Raw genomic sequence first — 20,684 nt, 5'->3', positions numbered from 1 at the left:
TGGGCCAGAGCGTAGTCGACCCGGCGCGGCTTGCCCAATGCCAATACGTGCCAGAATATGTCTTCAGGCTATGGATGGCCGCCACCCGGGCTTACCCGTAGTGCACAGCACCATTTCCCGCACCACTGAAGGCTTTTCTCCGCACCACAACAATGCGTCTGCGCCAGATCGAAGTCTTTCGCGCCGTCATGCTGACCGGCACTGTCAGCGAGGCCGCACGGCTGCTCCATGTCTCCCAGCCCGTGGTAACACGCGTGCTGCAGCATGCCGAAGCCTCTCTCGGCTTCCGCCTGTTCGAGCGCGTGCGCGGCCGGCTGCAGCCCACGCCGGAAGCCACCGCGCTCTACGGCGATGTCGAAAGGCTATATGGCGAGATCGAGCGTGTGCGACGCGTCTCGGAAAGCCTGCGGCACAAGGGCGCGGGACGCCTGAGGGTTGCCGCGACGCCCAGCCTGGCCAATCCGCTGCTGGTCCCCGCGGTACGGCGTTTCTGTGCGCGACATCCTGAAACGCAGGTTCAGGTGCTGACACACCACACCAACGAGATCGTTGACGCGCTGCTCGCCAACCAGATCGATGTCGGCTTCGCGTTCTCGCCACCGCGGCATGAAGCCATCACCAGCGAACCGGTGGCCGCGGGCCGCATGCTGCTGGCCGCGCCGCGCACGCAGCCAATTCCGGCAGGCGGACGCCGCGGTACCGTCGCCATGCGCAAGCTGATGGAGCGGCCGTTCATTGGCTATGACGATGACAGCTCGCTTGGGCTGCTGGTACGCCAGACGCTGGCACGCCATGCGCTGGAACCGCACTCGACGCTCGAGGTGCAAACCTATTCGCTGGCGCTCGCGCTGGTCGATGCCGGGCTGGGTGTGACGCTGCTCGACCAGTACACGGCACTGAGCGCCAACCCCGCCAATGTGGCGTTGCACGACGTGCAACCGATGCTGCCATTCGAGATCCAGCGCCTGCGCGCGAGCCATCGCGGCGCTTCGAGTCTTGTCGATGACATGCAGACGCAATTCGCGGCGGCAGCGGCGGAACTCGCGGCCACGCTGCCACAGCGCCTGGACGCGCCGGCCGTGCAATTCGACCCCGTCACCAAATAGCGCGCGCGAGGCCAGATTGACAGACCATCGCGCCGTGCACCATCATCAACACGCCCAGACAGGCGCGTGAAACCAACATGTTCGTCCTGACCCTGATTCTTCTCGTGCTGATCAGTGCGTTCTTCTCGATCTCCGAGATTGCGCTGACCGCCGCCCGCCGCACCAAGCTGCAAGTCTTGTCCGAGCGCGGGGATCGCCGCGCCACCAAGGTCCTGCTCCTCAAGGAGGAGCCCGGCAACTTCTTCACGATCGTGCAGATCGGCGTCAACAGCGTGGCCATCCTCGCCGGCATCCTCGGCGAGAAGCATGTCTCCGACCTCGTCTATGAGGCGCTGGCCCCCTATATGGATGCCGGGCATGCGCAGCGCGTCGCCAATATCGGCTCCTTCCTCGTGGTCACGCTGCTGTTCATCCAGTTTGCCGACCTGATTCCGAAGCGGATCGCGATGACTTTCCCGGAGGCCTGCGCGGTCGCCGTCATCGGACCGATTCTGACGCTGCTCAAGGTGCTCCGGCCCGTGGTCTGGATCTTCAACGCCGCGGCCGATGCCATGCTGCGCCTCTTCGGCGTGCCCACCAAGCCCGTGGACCAGATCACCACGGAAGATATCGCGGCGATGGTCGACGCGGGCGCCGAGGCTGGCGTGCTCCACAAGCATGAACTGCACCTGATCGAAAACGTCTTCGAACTCGATTCCAAGGGCATCACGGCGATCATGACGCCACGGGACGACGTGGTCTACCTGACGCTCGACGAAACCGCCGACAGCGTGCGGCGCAAGCTGGTCAACCAGCCGCATGCGCAATATCCGGTCTGCGGACACGACCTCGACGATGTGCTCGGCTACATCGATTCCAAGGACATCCTGCAGTTGCTGCTGGCCGACGAAAGCGCCACGGTGCTCGGCAACATCGGCCGGCACCACGACAAGAATGTGCGGGTGATCCCGGATACGCTGACGCTGTCGGAGTCGCTGACGCGTTTCCGCGAGATGCACGAGAGCTTTGCCGTGGTGATGAACGAATACGGACTGGTGGTAGGCATCGTCACGCTGGACGACATCGTCGGCGCACTGATGGGAGACATCCTGTATTCCGCCGAAGACGAGCAGATCGTGCGGCGCGACGAATCGTCATGGCTCGTCGACGGCCTGACGCCGCTCGGGGACCTCAAGAAGGCGCTCGACCTGGACACGTTGCCCGGCGAAGACTACGTCGATACGGCGGCGGGCCTTGTGATCTATTCGCTCAAGCGAATTCCGAAGAAATCGGAATCGATCACCGTGGCGGGCTTCAGGTTCGAGGTTGTGGATATCGACCACCACAAGATCGACCAGTTGCTGGTGTCGCGCCTGCCCGCCGCACCGGCCACGCCAGCCGCGCCCGCCGACGCGGCCTGACGGATCAGGCCCCGGCGCCTGGCTGCAGCAGACGCACGATATTGCCGCGAGCGCTCGCCTCCGCATCGGCGAAGGCATCGGTCAGGAACAGACGCGGCCGCTCCGCCAGCTTGCCGAGGAACGCGGCCCGACGCTGCATGAACGCCTGCCACAGCGCCTCCCCTTCCAGCCCCGTGCGCGCGGCCAGCAACGCGCGATTCTCCGCAAACACTGCCTCGCTGTAGCGATCGAAATCGTCCGCCGGCGCGGCAAGGCGCAACAGGTCGAGATCGAGCACGATGGCAGCATCGTCGGTGGACGGCGTATGCGTGGCGGTATCACGCACGATGCTGGCGGCAGCGGCGATTGTCGAGGCATCGACATTGGGCGCCATCGTCTCGATCAACGCCGCCGATGCCGCCTCGTTGTGCTCGCAGCCGGGCACATAGACCGCATCGTGGAACAACACGGCCAGCGCCTGCGCGGCGTTCAGCGCGATGCCCCGTGCGCGGGCGGCCTCGAACATCTCGAGCACATGCGTGCGGTCGTGGTACTTGCGATATGGCGCGTCATAGAGCGACAGCACCGCCAGCACATCGCTGCGTGACAGGAAATCCAGACAAGCCAGCGACGCCGGCCAGGCCGGCGCGAATCGCGGCACCGTGCCCGCGGGCGTGTCCACGGGTTCGACAAAGACGCTGGCCGGCCGCACCCACAGCAGCGACCGGTCGCGCATCGATTCATACACCACTACTGCCGACAGGTCGGACTCCAGCCGCCCGATCCCGGCGATGGCGTAGGCGCCGCCCTTGTAGTGACGGTACGGCATGCCCGCAATCAGGTTGGGATCGTCGGGCAATACGGGAAGATTGTCGGGCGCTACGGGCGTGCTGGTCGAGGACATGTGGCCGGATCGGGTGGACGGATTGGCGAGTTGGAGAGCTGGCGAGTTGCCGGCCTGACAGCCGGCCCGCCTGGCATCAGCGGAGACGCGTCATCTTAAAACAACGACGCCCGGACCATACCGGGCGTCGTGATGCAGGATTCTGAGCTGCAGCTATTTGCGATGGGTCCGCTGCCGCATGCCGCCGGGCTCGGGCATCTTCATCTCGCGATGCACTTGCGTGGCCTGTTGCATATCAGTGTCCTTGCTGTGCCGCTTCTCGATTCGGATATTCGGCGACGGCCGCTTCGAATTTGAGTGCGTGTTGCGACTCATAGGCATCCCTCCTGCCGGTTGCCATGGCATGGCGCCACGTCACCAATATAGATTGCGGAAGGGTTGCCAGCGCTGCGCCAGAAAAACAAAACCGACGGCTGCTTGCGCAGTGCGTCGGTTTGAGTGTTACTACAGTTTGTTGCTTGCCCGGCGAACCGGACAGCTTCTTATAAATGGCGGAGAGGGTCCATTTCGATCCCCCTAAACTCCTTGCCGCTCCTGCGTGCCTCTTCTTGGGCAAGCATCAGGAACACCTCGCCCGGGTCCATCTGAGCTTCATTCGCAAGCTGCAGGGCCACGTCGAACGGGGGCATCCGCTCTCCATTGCAGTACTTCCGCAAAGAGGGCTGCGGGATGTTCAAGTCCATGGCTGCTTTCAACACGCTTCTACCGTGCAACGCCTTCTCTATCAGTTCGCGGTAGCTCATAGAAATTTCCTCTTTGCTGCGTTGTTCCGAACGTAATAATCTTCGTGTGTTCCGAACGTAATAATTTCGAACGGAATAACAGAAGTTTAGGGCGTAAACGACGGCGGGTAAACCGCTCCGGGCTGGCACGGCCGGCCTCATTCATTTCGAAAGGTAACAAGCCATGAATTTCAAGCTGACGATTCTTGCTGTGAACACGCGTTCGGGCCGGTCGATCAAGACGGGCCGTGACTACACCATGCACGAAGCTCAGTGCGTCATTACCGCGCAACGCGACGGTGAGGACCCGCGCATCAGCGTGGGCACGGTCATGCTGGCGGACGCGCTCAAGGACACGCCGCAAGGTGACTACCTGCCCGAGTTCTCGCCTCGTGTTCGTGACGGTCGTATCGATTTCGAAGTGTCGGGCCTGAAGGGTCTGAATGGTCGACCGGTGGCACAACCGGCGAAGCAGGCCCAAGCGGCCTAACAACAAGATGGGGCCGGTTCGCCGGCCTCAGTTTCGTTTACGGGGACTGGTGATGAACATCCTTCGCGGCCTTCTCTTCAACTTTCTCGAATTTCGCGCTGACCTGTACTGGCAGGCCAATCCTGAGCACGCAGCGCGTGTGCTTCAGGGTATGGGAGGTTTGATGGGGGAATGGTGATGGATCGCGAGCTCCTTCGTTTCGACCTGGGCGATCTGCTGTGCGAATTTCGCGATCCCCGCTATGCCGACATGCCGATGCATCTGCGTCTCACGCGCATCGAATTGCGCAAGGTTGTCGCTGAACTCGGCGGTTTGATGGGGGAATGGTGATGAGCGCGTTGGGTCATCCTGGCGAGGAAATTCGGTGGCGCGAGTGCTTGGATTGCGGCTGCGTCGATCAATCGACGCTGTTCGAGGATGAGGCTACGGGCGGTTACTACTGCCCTGTTTGCGATTCGCCGGAGAGTTGCGAAACGCAAGAACCTGAGGGTGAGTGATGCGCTGGCTCCTGTCTCTGCTCTCTGAACATGTGGCCGTCGAGAAGGATCGCCGCGCTCATTCTCAGGCGCTGTACGCAAAGTACCGCTCTGCCCTTTCTGCGGTGGCGCGTCGTGACTGAGACCTGCTGCACTCTGGCCCAGCTCGCCACCATCGGCATCACGCCCCAGGACGTCCTGGCGGTGTTCTCCTGGGGCTTCATGTCTGTCGTTGTGTCCTGGTCGGTGGGATTCGCCATCGGCGTGGCGGTGGACATGATCCGCAAGGTTTAAAGGGGCTCTACCCCAACCGGCGTCGGGGCGGCTTCCCTGGCAAACCTCAAGGGAGTTTGGAAATGGCTGACATTTTTGCTGCTGTGGATTTTTCGACCGTGACGGCTTTCGTCGCTGCAACGGGCGTTGTCGTGATCGCCATCAACATGGCGTTCAAGGGCATCGACCTGGGCAAGCGCGGCGTCAAGAAGGCCTAAGGGGTCAGTGATGGCAACAGGGGCGCTCGTAGCACTCTTCTACGGCCTGATGGCTGTCCTGGGGGGCTTGAGCGCCTTCTGTTTTCTGATGGCTTTCCGGGGGCGGGCATCGTGATTAAGCGTTACTTGGGATGGTTAATGACAGGGCTCTTGTTGGCCCTGTTTTTCATTGGGCAAGCGCGCGCGCAAACGCAACTGCATTGGGACGCGAACGGCAACATCATCGGTTCCAGCTCACAGGCCAATATCGACCAGCTCACGCGCGATATTTCGGCCTACAACCGGGCGCGGTATCCAGGGGCGCCCCAGGTGGTCACGCTCAATGGTGGGATCGCCACGATGGAGCGTACGGCGGTCCTGGAGGTCGGCGCAGGGTCGGGCATGGGGGCGGCGGTCAAGACGGCAGTGATCGACGTCATCAAGTCACCTGTGTCTTCCCTGGGAAAAGGCATCGTCAACGTCGCGCGGATCTCGCCTGGCGGGATCGCCGGCACCGTGGCGGCTTCGCTCCTGCTGGAGGCTGGGATCTCGTACCTCAACGGTGCGTGGACGAAAGCGGGCACACCTGAGCAGGCGCCTAACGGTACGCCTTACCCGTCGACGGAATACGGGCTGGTGTCGCTTAGCACGGGAACGATGTACGGCGATGGCGCGACCTTGTGCAAGGCGCTCATTGCGGACCGGATAAAAACGGGCACGGGTGTGGCGACGACTTATGCCGGCATTAGCGTTCACCCTACGACGTATGGGTGCTTGCGTCAGCGCGTTGACAACGGTGTGATTTTTGAAGACCTCAGTATTAATCGCTTCACGGACGGCACTTGTGTTCAGCCTGGCTCGACCAAGGTCAACGGGCAATGTATGCCGCCTGGCTATGCCCCGGCACAGGGTGCGACTCCGGCCACGGATGCGCAGATTGAGTCAGCTATCACCAATGGCCTTGGCGCGCATGCGAACCTGGCGCCTGACGTCATCAAGAATATTTACGACAACGGTGGATGGGTGCCCCTGGATGCCGTTGATGCGGCCTCCTGGACGATTCCTTCGCCCACGATCCAGGGCAAGCCTTCGACCAAGACCACGACTGGTGCAGATGGTCAGACGTACACGACCACGTCCACGACCACGCCGACAATGAAGATCGGTCAGACCGGCAACACGGCGGGGGATAACGCCCTGGGCTACACGGTCACCAACGAGACCACCACGACTACCAAGGATTCCCAGGGCAACACTGTCGGCTCGGGGTCGTCGTCGGAAAAGCCGGATTACACCTTCCAGGACTCGGACATGCCTGAGGTGCCGAAGCTGTACACGCAGAAGTATCCGGACGGCCTGGCGGGGGTGTGGCGGGACAACAAGCCGAACATCCAGACGACTGAGTTTTACCAGGCGGTGAAGACGATGTTCCCGAGCTTTGGCGCGGGGCAATGCCCGGTGTGGGGCCTGTCGTTCAACCTGGGCAAGGCGGGCAATTTTGGCTCTCGGCAGTTCGACGTGCCGTGCTGGATCTTCCAGACGGTGGGCTTGATCCTGATGGCCACGGCGGCCTTCACGGCGCGCAAGATCATTTTCTAAGGGGGCGGACATGGGTGCTTTCTTCACGGCGATCTTGCTCAAGATCGTCAAGCTCGCGACCTGGTTGGGGTCGCTCGCCGTTGCGGCGTTCGCCGCGGCTTGGCTGCTCGGCACTGACCTGGGCTGCTGGCTGGTCGAGGGCCTTCTGAAAATGACGCAGACCGCGCTCAACGGCTTGCCTGGGACGGATGCCTTTGCGGCGATGAACCCGGCGCAGTACATCAGCGGCATGCCGCCCGACCTGGTCAACATGATCGGGCTGGTTCGGGTGGGCGAGTCCCTGGCGATCATCCTGGCGGCGATCCTGATCAAGCTCACTCTGCAGGTGATCCCGTTCACGCGCTTGGGGAGCTGACATGTCATACAGCCGTGACGAGTTGATGGAGTTCAATGGCGAGGTTGTGGACCGCATCATGGATGTGCAGGCCAAGCTCGCTGAGCTGGAGGACCAAATGCCAGCGCCAACCGATCGCATTGAGGCGCTCCAGGAGCGTCTGGAGCGGTTGCAGGAGAAGTACGAGCGTATCCAGGCTGCGTTCGATGCCCTGGACGATGACGACCAGGATGGCGACCATGATTAACCTTCTCCTGGGAGCGCCTGGCGGCGGTAAGTCATACGAGGCGGTGGCGTATCACGTGATCCCTGCCCTGGCATCCGGGCGCAAGGTCATTACTAACCTTCCGCTGGTGCTCGACCAGTTTCCGCCAGAGCAACGGGCGTTGCTGGAGATCCGCAGTCATGCCCTGGGCAAGCCAGAGGCACGGCGCGGGGCGTTTGGCCTGGTCGATGATGCGGACTCTGAGGTGTACCGCCGTCCCTTCTCTACGGGCGAGTGCTACGGAGATACGTGGCGGCATCCTGACAATGGCGCGGGGCCGCTCTACGTCATTGACGAGGTGCACATGTGCCTGCCCAGGGAAGGCACCCAGCGCAAGGTGCGGGAGTGGTACTCGATGCACCGCCATGAGCTGGCGGACGTGCTGCTCATCACGCAGTCGCATGGCAAGGTCTGCAAGGACATCGTTGACCTGGTGCAGGTCTGCTATCGAGTGCGCAAGGCCACGGCGTTTGGCTCGAACAATGGCTATATCCGTAAGGTGGTGGACGGTGTCCGGGGCGACGTGGTCAATACCGGGGTGCGGAAATATGATTCGAAGTACTTCCGGTTCTATCGCTCCCACACCAAGACGAGCCAGGCCGGCGCCGAGCTGACCGCCAATGACATTGTCCCGCTGTGGCGTCGCTGGCCTTTCATCGGCTTCGGTATTTGCATGGTGCTCCTGGTCGTGATCCTCACCACGAGCAAGAGCGTCAATCCGCTCAAGGGCGCGCCGCGTGACAAGCCGCTTGCCGCCCAGCGGAATGCCACCGCTTCACCTGGTGTTGTTCCTGCGGTCGCTCCTGCTTCTGCACCAGGTGCGCGCGCAGGCAATGAGCACGCACCTGGTGATGGCCAGTCGGCCCGCAATGGCCAGGTAAGCGGCCATCCCTTCGCGGGGCTAGGTATCCACGTCACGGGCATTGCCACCATGCACGGACGGATGGTTGTGGCCCTGGTGATGTCGCAGAACGGCCAGCGGGTATTCGTGAGCAATTCCGAGCAGATGCAGGAGGCGGGCTACAAGGTCACGCGGCTCAATGACTGCGCGGTCAAGTTCAAGTACGACCAGGTCGAGCTCGTGGCCCTATGCGACGCGCCGCAGGTTGCGGCGGTGCCGGCAGATGGCGTGATGAACCAAAAGCCGGTGCCTCAGGCCTCGGAAGGTTAGCGTTTGCGGCGCGACGCTTGTAGACGTTCCGCGATGGGCAGCAGGCCACGAAGGATCGCGCCATCGTAGTCCATGACGCGGGCTACGAGCTGACGGATGGTGCGGCAGACGAATTGCTTGCCATCGGGGCGCGTCCACACGAAGTGGGAGGTATTGCGGATGAGTTTGCGAATAGGCAGTTTGAGCACGAGCTGGACCCAAGGGCGGAAAGCGAACTTGGCGCGCGATGCGCGGCGCTTACGCGGAAGGGCGAACCACAGCGGGGCGTTGCACATGCCGCCGGCGAGCGAGAGAGTGAGTTGGTTCATGGTTTCCGCCTTTAAGGTCATCGGGCCGCTAGATTCTGAGTCCCGGCGTCTTGGTCTCCGGGAGGCTTGCCGAAGCTGCTTCGGCATCAGTCCGCTGAGTTCGTCGTCCCGCGAACATGCAAGGCCGCTCCCTTCGGAACGTGGAATAAATGGGAGGGGCCCAATTGCGGCCTTTTCGCAATTGGGAGGTCGCCCGTTTATGCCGCGAAAGTCCGAAGGGAGTGGACTATGTTCGGAAAAGGGACGACGAGCTCAGCGGGCCACTGACGCGCCCAGGCTGACCGGAGACGCCGCGCGGCGAGCGCCCCTAGCGCGAAGCGCTCTATTCAATCTTTTGAGGGCGTTTGGTGCCTGGGTAGCTTGGATGTGGCAACGGCGCTCTAAGGGCTTCTGTTGCGGTTGGCAGGGGCGTCTGGCCCGCCGCCCCGACCGCCCGCACGGAGGAGGACGGTCGGGGCGAGCGGAGCGAGCCCTAGACTTGAAGTAATAACACTTAACGGAAATGCGGTACTGGCGCGGCTTGCAGGGCGACATGAGCTCGAAGCCGAAATGAAAAAGCCCGGCATCTGTTGGCGCAGACCCGGGCCTACATCGCGACACGTTCAAGGACACTCGCAATGCGTGCGAACAGTATAGATTCGAACTATCGCCTTGTTCAAGGCAATTACTCCGAAGCGGATGCCCGTGCCTTGGCCTTTCAAGCCCAGGTACGTGACAACGATGTGGGGCGTGGCTTTACCGATGGTCCGTGGAAGGACACTATCGTTGGGCGCATGCGGTACTTCGAGGGCGACGGCTCAGTAAATTTCTACGGCTACCCGCTCGCAGTGCGTGCCCGGATGGATGAGATTCGAGCCCGGCCGCGTGCAAAACGCGGTGAGTCCGAGAACGTCGAGCAATCGAAACATGCGTCCTCGAAACGTGCCCGCAAGAACGTGCGACTGCGCTGTCAGAGCATTCAAGCTGATCGTCTGCTGACCCTCACATACCGGGAGAACATGCAAGACATCGAGCGTTGCAAGGCCGATTTTGACTCGTTCCGTCGTGCCATGCGTTGTGCTGGCGTGTGGCACTACGTTGCTGTGCCTGAGCGCCAAACGCGGGGCGCTTGGCATGTCCATGTGGCCGTACATGGTCGCCTCGTCTACAACCTCGTGCGTGGCATTTGGCGACGTATTGTGGGTCGTGATGAGCTGGGCAGGCCCAATGGCAATGTCGATGTGCGAAACCCAAAGACTGGCGGCAAATGGAAGCGTCACGCGCTGGCCGCATACATCGCGAAGTACATCACCAAAGACGTTGATGACCACGAGCTCAACAAAAAACGTTACTGGACGTCCAAGGGCATCGTTGTGCCTGAGCCGGTGACCTACTTCAGCCTGGACACGACCGATATGCATACGGTGATCGTGGACGCCATGAAAGCAGCCATGGAAGTGTGCCCCGCGCATGAGATACAGGCATATGTGTCCGATGGTGGGCGCTACTTCTTCGTTGGAGCCTCGCCATCCCCGTGAATTTCCCTTACGTGTGACAGATATTCGGAGAATATTTCGTCAAGGCTTAGCTGCGGGTCGAATATTGTTGTAAATTTTACCCTTTCAAATATCTCGCAGCGGTCATGAACGATTTCTGGAGTTTGTTGAGCACACCCGGCTGGTGGGTCAGTGTGGTTATCGTTGGCATATTGATTAATTTCGCTAGCTCGTTTCTGCAACGCTGGCTAGCGGTATTCTCCGAACGATTGGCGCGAGCGCTTGATTCCCGCAATGCCCAAGCTCAGGAAAAGCGCCAGGCGCTTGTAGATTTGATACGCTCCGATGCGCGCGCGCTCTATCTGATGGTGGCGACTGAGCAACGTCATACTGGTCGGGCCGTCACTATGTTGCTAATGGGCGTTGGCTTGATGATCGTTTCGCAGAAGTCCTTCTCAGGCATGGGGTTGGCGGTTGGAACACGGTTCGGGGCGTTTATGGACCCCCTTTACACGCCCGTATGCTTGTCATTGGCATCCATGACAATACTCTTGACCGTGATGTCTGTGATGCAAGCATACAGATGCTGGTCGATCATCCGCGAGGCTACTGGTTGGCACGTTTGGTGAGCGGCTACGCCGCCGCAAACAGTGTTCGGAGGAAAAAATATGAAACCGCAAATTGCGCTCGCAAAGCTTCGGGAACTCGAGGAATCACTCCCCGATTTCGAACGAGGATACGCAGTTCCTCAGATGAAGTGGATCGCGAATCTTTTGGCTGTAGCCAATATCGTGGACTCACAGGCCGCGACATCTCTTCGAGTTGCAGCGGGGATGCTGCCTGGTGCGCTGACCCCGTCGACGTGGGTTGCTCAGATTCTGCAGGGCCTCTATTCGCTTATTGCCAAGCTCGAGCATGGATTGTCACAACAGCAGCAGCCAGGAAGCGTTTTTGGCCCAGGAGCCGTTTATGACTTCTTTGTCGCGCTGAGGGACATTCTTGGAAGCGTGCGGAATCGAGTGTTGGTCGTCGACCCTTATCTCGATGCGAACGTCTTCGACACCTACGTTTCGGCTGTTCCTTCGTCCGCGAGCGTGGATATGATTCTTGGACCGAACGCAAAGAAGGCTGAGGTAAAGGCGGCTCTTGAGGCGTTTCGTCAACAGACTGGGCGTCAAGTCGCTGTTAAACGCAACAACACGATTCATGATCGGATTGTGATCATTGATGATGGTGAGTGCTACGTGCTTGGACAGTCGCTAAAGGATGCCGCTAAGAAGTCCACCACATACATTGCGCCGTTGCCTTCGGAGATTGCGGGGCTGAAGCGGGATGCCTACGCGGATGTGTGGCTCAACTCGAACGACATCTGAACTTAGTTGGGAATTGCTCGGAGGCCGGAATCCTTCGTGCAGTCTTCTTTGGCCATCAATTAACAGCCGAGTCTGTACTGCTGGTCGCGAACGTTCTTGTGTTGCTGCTTGAGGTTGTCGAGCCATTGAGGTGAATTTGGCTGACGCATGACGGCCTCCAGTGAGCGAGCTTGATCGGCAAGCGCAGAGCACATTCCCTGATTTGAGCTAGCCTGTACGGTGGTGGTGCTAACCGTAGATAGATCTGCTGTGCCGCTCGCGGCGTTCATCCTTGCTCGGCCTGACAGAAAGTCTTGTTCCTGCTGCCGGACAGCATCGGATTTTCCAATTGTGGAGACCGTGCCGTTAAACGTGTCTGAGACATCGGCGTAGCCGCTGGGACATTTGGTTTCCTGCGTGTACAAAGTCTTCTTACCGCTTCGACACTTGGTGGCGTTCGCAAGACCGCTTGCGGCTACCGCGCATATGACCAAGAAAGCATGAGCTAGCCTCATGTTTGACCCCGGTTGTTTTTGTCGGGGGTAAACTACCACGATCTTGGCGGCGCCCAGCATCCCTACGCTGAATAGTCGAAGTTCGGCGGCCGAAACGACGCGCGCGAACTACTCGTTTTTTCTTTTGATGAATTTCCAAGGAGGGGGGGATGAGTGTACAAATCACAAAGGACGTATTGCGGGATTTTCTGAGCAACAAGGATGCTGACGTACTAGCGCTTACCGGGGCTTGGGGTACAGGTAAGACATACGCTTGGCGTGAGGCTCTGATGGCCCACAAAGATAGCGTTCAGTTTACGCACTATTGCTACGTCAGCCTATTCGGCATCAACAGCATGGCCGAGTTGCGCATGGCGCTCTTCACCAAGTCGATAGCCGTCGCCACCCTTGGAAGAAAGCTAGACTTCGGCACAATCAATGAACACTGGAGCTCGCTCACAAGGGACTGGCTTAAAGGACAATACGCGCGATTCGCGCCGATGCTGAAAAGCCTTCCGCATGGCAGTAGCGTTTCGCTAGGACTTGAAGCGCTTGCTCCTAGCGCCGTCCACGACACGCTCGTCTGCATAGATGACCTTGAACGGACAAAGATAAAGCCGGAGGACATTCTAGGCTTCATTACCGAACTAAGCGAAGAACGCAGTTGCAAAGTAGCCTTGATCTTCAACGCTGAGAAGCTTGCCGATAAAGATGCATACCGCGCTTACCGCGAAAAGGCCGTCGATTTCGAAATTCACTACGCACCAACAGTGCAAGAAGCTTTCGACGTGGTTTTTGACCCCAATGATACTTATAGACACCTGGTGTACCGCCACGTCGCCGATCTCGAAATCACCAACGTCCGCATCCTGCGAAAGCTTCGGCAACTAGTGGAGCGTATTACAGCGACCACAAGTGGAATGCACCCTAAGGTAGTCGAGGCATCCATCGCGACCACCGTTTTGCTTTGCTGGTGCGCGTACGCTCCCGACTCTTCTAAGCCAAAGATCGAAGACATTGAGAAGTGGAATAAGGACTTGATCTCGTTCATGAAGGAGGCTGAGCGAGATCCCATAACGGTGGCCTGGGTGAAGCGGCTGAAGGCTTACGGATTTACTCACGTCGATGACTTCGATCTCGCCATTGCACGCGTGGTGGAGCGTGGTTACCTTGAGGGAACAGGGTTCGTAGACGTCGCTAAAAAAACGGATGAAGAGCTTCGCCGCACAGAAGTGTCCGTACCGTTTACGGCCACATGGCAGCGCTTTCACAACTCCTTTGTCGGCGATCAGGAACTGTTTATCACGGACCTCCATTCCTCCGCGACTAGCGCGCTCGCTGAAATCAGCGTTGGCGATCTCAACGGCACCGTCCGCCTGCTGAGAGAGCTGAGACGAGACGATTTAGCAGACGACTTGATCGGCAAATATGTCGATACGAATATGGCGAAGCCCGCAACATTTGATTTAACCGGGCATCCCTTCGGCGGAACTATCGATGACGGAAAACTTCGTGCCACCTTCGCGACTGTGCAAAGCACGCTCACGCAGCTGCCCAGCCTCGAAGAGGCTGTCAGCTTTATGGCTAAGAACAGCGGCTACAACCCCGAACATATCGAAGCGATGAGGAAGGCCTCGGTAGACGACTACTATGCGCTATTCATGGGTGATCACCGTGACCCAACATTGTCAGCTCTGATCAAGTGGACGTTGAGATGGGTAGACACTGAGCATGCAGAAATTGCAGCTAAGGCAAAGGAAGCGCTGGAACGCATCAAAGCAACGAGCCTGTTGAACTCGATTCGAGTCAGCCGGTATGGGATTTAGCAGCAGCTACGTGCGGTGCCGTGAGCACACGCCTTGCAGCGCTATCACGTTACGCTGCGTCCAGGAGGCTTGGTTGGTGACGCTCACGGTATCGCTTGATGGCTCGTTTGATGCTGGAGATGTGTGTGCCGTATCGGCGGGCTAGGGCGATTTTTGTGTAGTCGCCTGTGAACCATAGTCGCATAGCTTCGGCCTCTTCTGCTTCGCTCATGGCCGTGGGTCGGCCCATCTTGACCCCGCGCCGCATTGCCGCCGCCATCCCTACGCGTGTTCGCTCTCGGATCAGCTCGCGTTCGAACTCTGCAAATGCCCCTACGATTTGGAAGAACATCCGCCCAGCCGGGGAACGGGTATCAATTAGTTCCGTCAAGCTGCGGAATTCTGCCCCTGCAGCCTCGATTCGCTCGATGATGATGAGTAGGTCTTTGAGCGAGCGTGCGATGCGGTCCAGCTTGTACACGACAACCGTGTCGCCGGCGCCGATCTTGGTGAGCATTTCCTCGAGTGCAGGCCGCTTGGCCATGCTGCCGCCTGATCGCTTCTCGGAAAAAATAAAACCGACGCCTGCGTTACGCAGTGCATCGGTTTGGGCGTGTGTTTCTTGTTCCTGCGTACTTACGCGTGCATATCCGACTAACATGTGACCGCTGAGTAGATTGTTGTTGTTTGGAACAATCTATGTCGTGCGTCTGATAGCAGACTCCATACCCCGCTAAGGATGGGCTTCGCAGAAAAACAAAACCGACGGCTGCTTGCGCAGTGCGTCGGTTTGAGCGATACAGCAAGTTGTTGCTCACCCGATGCTGCTGGGTGGCTTCTTATATGGCGGAGAGGGTGGGATTCGAACCCACGGTAGGCTCGCACCTACGCCTGATTTCGAGTCAGGTACATTCGACCACTCTGCCACCTCTCCGGTAACTGGGTCGCGCGTCAGCGGCGAAACCAAGATTATAGCGAGATCGCTCGCGGGAATGCAAGCGACTTCCGCAACAATTTTTACGCTTCCGGTTCCAGGCGCGTGATGCCGCCCATGTACGGCTGCAGCGCCTTCGGCACTGTCACCGAACCGTCGGCATTCTGGTAGTTCTCCAGGATCGCGACGAGCGTGCGACCAACGGCGAGGCCGGAGCCGTTGAGCGTATGCACGAGTTCCGGCTTGCCCTGGCCCGCGCGGAAACGCGCCTGCATGCGGCGCGCCTGGAAATCGCCCATATTCGAGCAGGAGCTGATCTCGCGATACGTGTTCTGCGCCGGGATCCAGACTTCCAGGTCGTAGGTCTTGGTGCTGCCGAAGCCCATGTCGCCCGTGCACAGCACGATCGTGCGGAACGGCAGTTCCAGCTTCTTCAGGATTGCCTCGGCGTGCGCAGTCAGCTCTTCCAGCGCGGCCATCGACTGATCGGGCGCCACCACCTGCACCATTTCCACCTTGTCGAACTGGTGCTGGCGGATCATGCCGCGCGTGTCCTTGCCGTAGGAACCCGCCTCCGAGCGGAAGCATGGCGTATGGGCGACAAAGCGCAGCGGCAGCTTGTCGCCGGCGACGATCGCATCGCGAACCATATTGGTCAGCGGCACTTCGGCGGTCGGGATCAGGTAGAAATTCTCGATGGCGTCCTGGCCGTCTTCGCCGCCTACCTTGCGCGGCACCTTGAACAGGTCGTCCTCGAACTTCGGCAGTTGGCCGGTACCTCGCATCGACGCCGCATTGACGATGTACGGCACGTACATCTCCGTGTAGCCGTGCTCGGCGGAATGCGTGTCCACCATCAGTTGCACCAGCGCGCGATGCATGCGGGCCACGCCGCCGCGAAGGAACGCGAAGCGCGAGCCGGTCACGCGCGCGGCGGTGTCGAAGTCCAAGCCGAGCTTCGCGCCCACGTCCACGTGATCCTTGATCTCGAAGTCGAACGTGCGCGGCGTGCCGACGCGGCGCACTTCCACGTTGGCGGTCTCGTCCTTGCCGACCGGCACGCTCTCATCCGGCAGGTTGGGAATCGAGAGCACGGCGTCGCTGATCTGTTCCTGGATCTCGGCGAGTCGCTGGGCCGATGCCTTCAGCGTGTCGCCGATGCCAGCCACCTCCGCCATCGGGCCCGAGGCATCCTCGCCCTTGCCCTTGAGCATGCCGATCTGCTTGGACAGGCTGTTGCGGCGGGCCTGCAGCTCCTCGGTCTGGGTCTGCAGTTGCTTGCGTTCGGCCTCGATGGCCTTGAACGCAGCCACGTCGAGTTGGAATCCGCGCGTGGCAAGGCGTTGGGCCACGGCGTCGATGTCTTTGCGGAGCAGCTGGATGTCGAGCATGTTGCGATCGGTGTGCAGTGCCGGCGACATGCCGGCGAACGCGACATTTTACTGCACCGGCCAGCCCTGCCGTGACCGAATCTGCCGGGATTTACGGTCCTGTTCCGCGATTTCAGAATCGGCTTCGGGTGGCCGCTTAGCGATCGCCCTCCGGGTCGGGGTCACGGGCCGCATTTTCGCCATGCTTTTCGTCCTTCTTTTCGCCCTTCTTTTCGTCCCTCATTTGCCCCATCTCGCCGCCGCCCGCCGGCCCACGCGCCCCGCCCTTCCGTGCCCGATGCCAGGCGTCGTCCAGGTCGCGCAAATGGCGCAGCTTGTCGCCAATCTTGCCCTCCAGCCCGCGCGGCGTGGGCTGGTACCAGTCCTGGCGGCGCAGGTCGTCCGGCAGGTAATGCTCGCCGGCAGCGTAGGCCTCCGGCTCGTCATGGGCATAGCGGTACGCGTGGCCGTAGCCCAGCTCCTTCATCAACTTGGTGGGCGCGTTACGCAGGTGCACGGGGACCGTGCGCGACTTGTCCTTGGCAACGAAAGCACGCACGGCGTTGTAGGCGTTGTAGCCCGCGTTCGACTTCGGCGCCACGGCCAGGTAGATCAGCGCCTGCGCAAGTGCCAGCTCGCCTTCGGGCGATCCCAGGCGCTCATAGGTTTCGGCGGCGTCCAGCGTGATGCGGGCGGCACGGGGATCGGCCAGGCCGATGTCTTCCCACGCCATCCGCACAATGCGCCGCGCCAGATAGCGCGGGTCGGCGCCACCATCCAGCATCCGGCAGAACCAGTACAGCGCGCCGTCGGGATCGGAGCCGCGCACCGACTTGTGCAGCGCGCTGATCTGGTCATAGAACGCGTCGCCACCCTTGTCGAAACGGCGCAGGTTCTCGGACAGCGCGCTGCCCAGCAATGCGGTATCGACCTTGTCCACGCCAGCGTTTCGCGCTGCACGCACCACGATCTCGATGTTGTTCAGCAGCTTGCGCCCATCGCCGTCGGCGGAAGCGACGATCAGCTGCAAGGCCTCCTCATCCCACGTCACGCCGCCCAGTTCCTCGCTGGCGCGCAGCACGAGCTGCCCCAGTTCGCCCTCGTCCAGGCTCTTGAGCACGTAGACGGCGGCACGCGACAGCAGTGCGCCGTTGACCTCGAACGATGGATTTTCGGTCGTCGCGCCGATGAACGTGAACAAGCCGCTTTCCACGTGTGGCAGGAAGGCATCCTGCTGGCTCTTGTTGAAGCGGTGCACCTCATCCACGAACACCAGCGTGCGGCGGCCATGCGCGCGGTACTGCTCGGCGCGTTCCACCGCTTCGCGGATGTCCTTGACGCCAGAAAGCACCGCGGACAGCGCGATGAACTCCGCATCGAAGGCGTCCGCCATCAGCCGCGCCAGGGTGGTCTTGCCCACGCCGGGCGGGCCCCACAGGATCATCGAATGCGGTTCGCCCGATTCGAACGCCACACGCAGCGGCCTGCCGGGGCCGAGCAGGTGCTGTTGCCCGATCACGTCATCGATAGTGCGTGGGCGCAGGCGCTCCGCCAGCGGCTGGCGGGTACGTTCAGGGGGGTCGGAAAACAGCGAGTCCGCCACGGTCGATCTACCTCGTAGTCAAAGCGCGCGCGGCGGCAGCGGCCGGCAGCGGCGCGGAACGTGACAGTGTAGACGATTGACGCTTGCCAGCCCGCCAGTCCGCACCCACAACCATCCAGCCCCCACGCCCGGTGCCGAGCCGCCTGAAAATGTGCGGCAACGGGCTAAAGATTCCTGCCGTGTTGCCGATACCTTCCAATGGCCCGCGTCTTATTCGACGCGAGACGCCACGCCGGCGTGACCGGCGGTTGTCGCAGACATTCATCGGTTACCAAGTTCGAGGATTTCTATGCTGCGTTACCGCATGCTGTTGTTCAAGATGTCCAGGCTCGCGAGCAAGAACAAGCTCAGCGGCGTGGAGGAGATCTCGCTGGCAGGGCAATTTGCCGAGCTGATTTCCGCACAGGAGGACGCCGACCGCGTGATCTCGGACCTGATCGACCATGAGAATCCGCAGGTACGCCGGATCGGGCTAAGCGCGATCCGCCGCTCGCGCCGGTTTGGCGGCGCCCTGCTGCTGCCCGCGCTGGTGCGCCGGCTGGCGGACGTGGAAGGTTGGCTGCGGCATGACGCCGTGTGGATCGTGCAGGAAGCGGAAATGGACGGCGCGGAACTCCGTGCGGGGCTGCGCCGCGTGGCCGGCAATGTGCAGTTGCCGCAAGATGCGGTCCGCGCCCGCGCCAACCCGGCCGACGGTCCGCTTCACGCGGCGGTGCGGGCGCGCCAGGTGCTGGACGTCCTGATCCAGAAATCGGCCGCGGCCCACAATGCCGCGCTGGCGGCTGGTGGCGGCCTGCCGGGCGCCACCGACGGCAAGCCATACGCGCAGGGATCCGTAGGCCATATTGGGGCCGTGCATCGCCAGCTGCAGCGCAAGATGGCCGGCCGCAAGCTCAATAGCAGCACCAAGTTGCGGTTCCGCAAGGTCGAAACACCCTACCCGCCGAACGATAACCGTCGCTTTCTGCTCTGAATCGCCACCGGCCGTGTGCCGGAGCCAAATTCAGTCCCTTCGACGCCCGATCTGAATTCTTTTGACTTCGGCCGTGACCGCGGCCGTCGGGCTTACCATGGCGGTCAGCCGGCGCCGTTGCCGTCATCCAGGAGGGAGCCACTGCCATGGCCATCACGACCCGCATCCGCAAGAAAAAGCAATACCGGAAAGCCGTGTTGAAGCTGCGCGCGGCCATCAAGCGCGGTGACGAGGAGGCGATCCGCATCCGGCGCGAGAAGCTGCAAAAGCTGCCCGTGCCGCGGCAGCGCTACGCGCGCGAGGCGCAGGCGTAGCCCTTCCCCAGGGGCGTCAGCCCTTGGCCCGCGACGTCAGGGCCTTCATGGCGTCCGCGGGCAGCGGGCCGTGGCAGTTGCGCTGGCCACCGGCCTCGCTCACCACCAGCCAGACCTTGTCCGGCGAACCCGCCGGATGGAGCAGCCATGCCGGGCCCCGCGCCGTGTTGCTGGCCGGCAGGTCCTCCAGCGCGCCGATGTGAGGCGACTGCAGGAGCGTGGCGCATTGCTCGTGCGATACGCGCGTTGCTTTCAGGAAATCCGCATTGCCGAGCACTTCCGGCAGCGCCGTGTCGGACGCGCGCAGGAAGGCATCGACATCGAACTTGCTTGCGCCGGAATGGGCGCAGGCGGACAACAACAGCGCGGCGACCAGGGCGCCACCCGGCACACCGAGCTTGCGGCGGGCCGGCGGCACGGACGATGGAACCGACGAAGAAGCGGACGACAAATCGAACGACGGGGTCATGTTGATCGCGGCTCCTATTGCTTCATCACGTCGGCGCCTTTGGGCACCGTGAAGCGGAATGCGTCCGCCGGCAGCGACGGATTCTTCTGCATGGCGGTGAATGTCAGCAGCGTGGTGTTGCCAAACGCGTCGCGCAACTCCATCGCCTCCAGGTTGCCGCCCTTGAAGCCGATGCTGATCTTCTCGAACTGCGTGTCCTTCGACTTCGGCGTCAGGTCCAGCCACTCCACGCCATCGCGCGTCGCGCCATTCTTCACGTCGAAGTTCTTCGTCAGGTCGTTGCTGCCGAACAGGATGGCGGCCGGGCTGGAGCCCAGCGCGCCGTCAAGCTTGCGCTCGGTGACCTGGTTCAGGTCCTTGTCGTAGATGTAGAGCGTCTGGCCATCGGCCTGCAACAGCTGGTCATACGGCTTGGTGTAGCGCCACGTGAACTTGCCAGGCCGCGAGAACGCGAACGTGCCGCTGGACGAGCCCGCCACCTTGGCGTCACCGCCCTGCCCCTTGAGCTGCTTTTGCGTGAATTCGCCGCGAGCGCTCTTCACGCTCGTGACAAAGCTCTGCAACTGGTCGGTGGCGGCAGCCTGGGCGGCCGGCACGGTGGCGGCCAGCATGGCCAGCGCCGCACACGTCGACGCAAGAATGCGATATCCCATGGATTCAGATCCCTTCTT

At 61.2% G+C, this 20,684-nt stretch carries 24 protein-coding genes and 1 tRNA gene; 16 read left to right on the top strand and 9 right to left on the bottom strand.

The window, feature by feature from the left end:
* Window positions 1-152: 152 nt before the first annotated feature.
* Both BLR29_RS09160 and BLR29_RS09155 read left to right on the top strand, forming a co-directional pair.
* A complete protein-coding gene (locus BLR29_RS09160; protein WP_092136409.1) occupies window positions 153-1,106 on the top strand; it encodes a LysR family transcriptional regulator in 954 nt (317 codons plus the stop codon).
* A gap of 77 nt (window positions 1,107-1,183) precedes the next feature.
* Window positions 1,184-2,506 (top strand): polyamine export protein PaeA, encoded by a 1,323-nt coding sequence (locus tag BLR29_RS09155; protein ID WP_092136407.1) that lies wholly within the window; start codon window positions 1,184-1,186, stop codon window positions 2,504-2,506.
* 4 nt (window positions 2,507-2,510) lie between these two features.
* Here BLR29_RS09155 and BLR29_RS09150 read toward each other — a convergent pair whose 3' ends face one another.
* Window positions 2,511-3,389 (bottom strand): DUF1653 domain-containing protein, encoded by an 879-nt coding sequence (locus BLR29_RS09150; protein ID WP_255371147.1) that lies wholly within the window; start codon window positions 3,387-3,389, stop codon window positions 2,511-2,513.
* 482 nt (window positions 3,390-3,871) lie between these two features.
* Window positions 3,872-4,132, bottom strand: a complete 261-nt coding sequence (locus tag BLR29_RS09145; RefSeq protein WP_092136405.1) for a helix-turn-helix domain-containing protein — start codon at window positions 4,130-4,132, stop codon at window positions 3,872-3,874.
* 163 nt (window positions 4,133-4,295) lie between these two features.
* On the opposite strand from BLR29_RS09145, the gene BLR29_RS09140 reads away from it, so the two are divergent.
* The 8 genes from BLR29_RS09140 to BLR29_RS09115 all read left to right on the top strand — a co-directional run bounded on the left by BLR29_RS09140 (window position 4,296) and on the right by BLR29_RS09115 (window position 8,916).
* On the top strand, window positions 4,296-4,601 hold the full coding sequence (locus BLR29_RS09140; RefSeq protein WP_092136403.1) for a hypothetical protein: 306 nt from the start codon (window positions 4,296-4,298) through the stop codon (window positions 4,599-4,601).
* A gap of 177 nt (window positions 4,602-4,778) precedes the next feature.
* Window positions 4,779-4,931 carry a hypothetical protein gene (locus tag BLR29_RS32400; protein ID WP_176860902.1) on the top strand — a complete coding sequence of 51 codons (153 nt, stop codon included), beginning with the start codon at window positions 4,779-4,781 and terminating at the stop codon, window positions 4,929-4,931.
* Window positions 4,932-5,212: 281 nt separating this feature from the next.
* Window positions 5,213-5,371, top strand: a complete 159-nt coding sequence (locus tag BLR29_RS32395; protein WP_176860901.1) for a hypothetical protein — start codon at window positions 5,213-5,215, stop codon at window positions 5,369-5,371.
* A 62-nt stretch (window positions 5,372-5,433) separates the two neighbouring features.
* On the top strand, window positions 5,434-5,568 hold the full coding sequence (locus BLR29_RS32785) for a hypothetical protein (RefSeq protein WP_255371146.1): 135 nt from the start codon (window positions 5,434-5,436) through the stop codon (window positions 5,566-5,568).
* A gap of 150 nt (window positions 5,569-5,718) precedes the next feature.
* Window positions 5,719-7,146 (top strand): hypothetical protein, encoded by a 1,428-nt coding sequence (locus tag BLR29_RS09130; protein WP_092136399.1) that lies wholly within the window; start codon window positions 5,719-5,721, stop codon window positions 7,144-7,146.
* A 10-nt stretch (window positions 7,147-7,156) separates the two neighbouring features.
* Window positions 7,157-7,501 (top strand): DUF2523 family protein, encoded by a 345-nt coding sequence (locus BLR29_RS09125; protein ID WP_092136397.1) that lies wholly within the window; start codon window positions 7,157-7,159, stop codon window positions 7,499-7,501.
* Between the two features lies 1 nt (window position 7,502).
* Complete coding sequence (locus BLR29_RS09120) at window positions 7,503-7,727, top strand: hypothetical protein (RefSeq protein ID WP_092136395.1); 225 nt, start codon at window positions 7,503-7,505, stop codon at window positions 7,725-7,727.
* Window positions 7,720-8,916: a zonular occludens toxin domain-containing protein gene (locus BLR29_RS09115; protein WP_092136393.1), complete on the top strand. Its 1,197-nt coding sequence runs from the start codon at window positions 7,720-7,722 to the stop codon at window positions 8,914-8,916. The genes BLR29_RS09120 and BLR29_RS09115 overlap by 8 nt, the downstream gene beginning before the upstream one ends.
* On the opposite strand, the gene BLR29_RS09110 is transcribed toward BLR29_RS09115, so the two are convergent.
* Entirely contained in the window at window positions 8,913-9,224 is a 312-nt protein-coding gene (locus BLR29_RS09110) for a hypothetical protein (RefSeq protein ID WP_092136715.1), read from the bottom strand. The genes BLR29_RS09115 and BLR29_RS09110 overlap by 4 nt on opposite strands.
* Window positions 9,225-9,841: 617 nt before the next feature.
* Here BLR29_RS09110 and BLR29_RS09105 point away from each other — a divergent pair.
* From BLR29_RS09105 to BLR29_RS09090, 4 genes are all read left to right on the top strand, one after another.
* Entirely contained in the window at window positions 9,842-10,741 is a 900-nt protein-coding gene (locus BLR29_RS09105) for a rolling circle replication-associated protein (RefSeq protein ID WP_092136391.1), read from the top strand.
* A gap of 104 nt (window positions 10,742-10,845) precedes the next feature.
* Window positions 10,846-11,328, top strand: coding sequence for a hypothetical protein (locus tag BLR29_RS09100; RefSeq protein ID WP_092136389.1), 483 nt, complete (start codon window positions 10,846-10,848; stop codon window positions 11,326-11,328).
* Between the two features lie 39 nt (window positions 11,329-11,367).
* Window positions 11,368-12,072 (top strand): phospholipase D-like domain-containing protein, encoded by a 705-nt coding sequence (locus BLR29_RS09095; protein ID WP_092136386.1) that lies wholly within the window; start codon window positions 11,368-11,370, stop codon window positions 12,070-12,072.
* Between the two features lie 643 nt (window positions 12,073-12,715).
* A complete protein-coding gene (locus tag BLR29_RS09090) occupies window positions 12,716-14,371 on the top strand; it encodes a hypothetical protein (protein ID WP_092136384.1) in 1,656 nt (551 codons plus the stop codon).
* A 49-nt stretch (window positions 14,372-14,420) separates the two neighbouring features.
* Here the strand turns inward: BLR29_RS09090 and BLR29_RS09085 are convergent, their stop codons facing one another.
* The 4 genes from BLR29_RS09085 to BLR29_RS09070 all read right to left on the bottom strand — a co-directional run bounded on the left by BLR29_RS09085 (window position 14,421) and on the right by BLR29_RS09070 (window position 18,257).
* A complete protein-coding gene (locus BLR29_RS09085) occupies window positions 14,421-15,011 on the bottom strand; it encodes a recombinase family protein (protein ID WP_092136382.1) in 591 nt (196 codons plus the stop codon).
* Between the two features lie 183 nt (window positions 15,012-15,194).
* Window positions 15,195-15,284 (bottom strand) — tRNA-Ser (locus BLR29_RS09080).
* Window positions 15,285-15,367: 83 nt separating this feature from the next.
* Window positions 15,368-16,675, bottom strand: a complete 1,308-nt coding sequence (serS, locus tag BLR29_RS09075; RefSeq protein WP_092136713.1) for a serine--tRNA ligase — start codon at window positions 16,673-16,675, stop codon at window positions 15,368-15,370.
* Window positions 16,676-16,811: 136 nt separating this feature from the next.
* Window positions 16,812-18,257, bottom strand: coding sequence for a replication-associated recombination protein A (locus tag BLR29_RS09070; RefSeq protein WP_304441183.1), 1,446 nt, complete (start codon window positions 18,255-18,257; stop codon window positions 16,812-16,814).
* Window positions 18,258-18,546: 289 nt separating this feature from the next.
* On the opposite strand from BLR29_RS09070, the gene BLR29_RS09065 reads away from it, so the two are divergent.
* Window positions 18,547-19,230, top strand: coding sequence for a hypothetical protein (locus BLR29_RS09065; protein ID WP_092136380.1), 684 nt, complete (start codon window positions 18,547-18,549; stop codon window positions 19,228-19,230).
* 146 nt (window positions 19,231-19,376) lie between these two features.
* Complete coding sequence (locus BLR29_RS32390; RefSeq protein ID WP_176860900.1) at window positions 19,377-19,544, top strand: hypothetical protein; 168 nt, start codon at window positions 19,377-19,379, stop codon at window positions 19,542-19,544.
* A 16-nt stretch (window positions 19,545-19,560) separates the two neighbouring features.
* On the opposite strand, the gene BLR29_RS09060 is transcribed toward BLR29_RS32390, so the two are convergent.
* Window positions 19,561-20,013, bottom strand: coding sequence for a hypothetical protein (locus BLR29_RS09060; RefSeq protein WP_092136379.1), 453 nt, complete (start codon window positions 20,011-20,013; stop codon window positions 19,561-19,563).
* A 14-nt stretch (window positions 20,014-20,027) separates the two neighbouring features.
* Window positions 20,028-20,666 (bottom strand): outer membrane lipoprotein chaperone LolA, encoded by a 639-nt coding sequence (gene lolA, locus BLR29_RS09055; protein WP_092136377.1) that lies wholly within the window; start codon window positions 20,664-20,666, stop codon window positions 20,028-20,030.
* Window positions 20,667-20,684 lie beyond the last annotated feature (18 nt).

This window comes from Cupriavidus sp. YR651, from assembly GCF_900101625.1.
Taxonomy (GTDB): Bacteria; Pseudomonadota; Gammaproteobacteria; order Burkholderiales; family Burkholderiaceae; genus Cupriavidus.
This window is presented reverse-complemented; position numbering and strand designations above follow the sequence as displayed.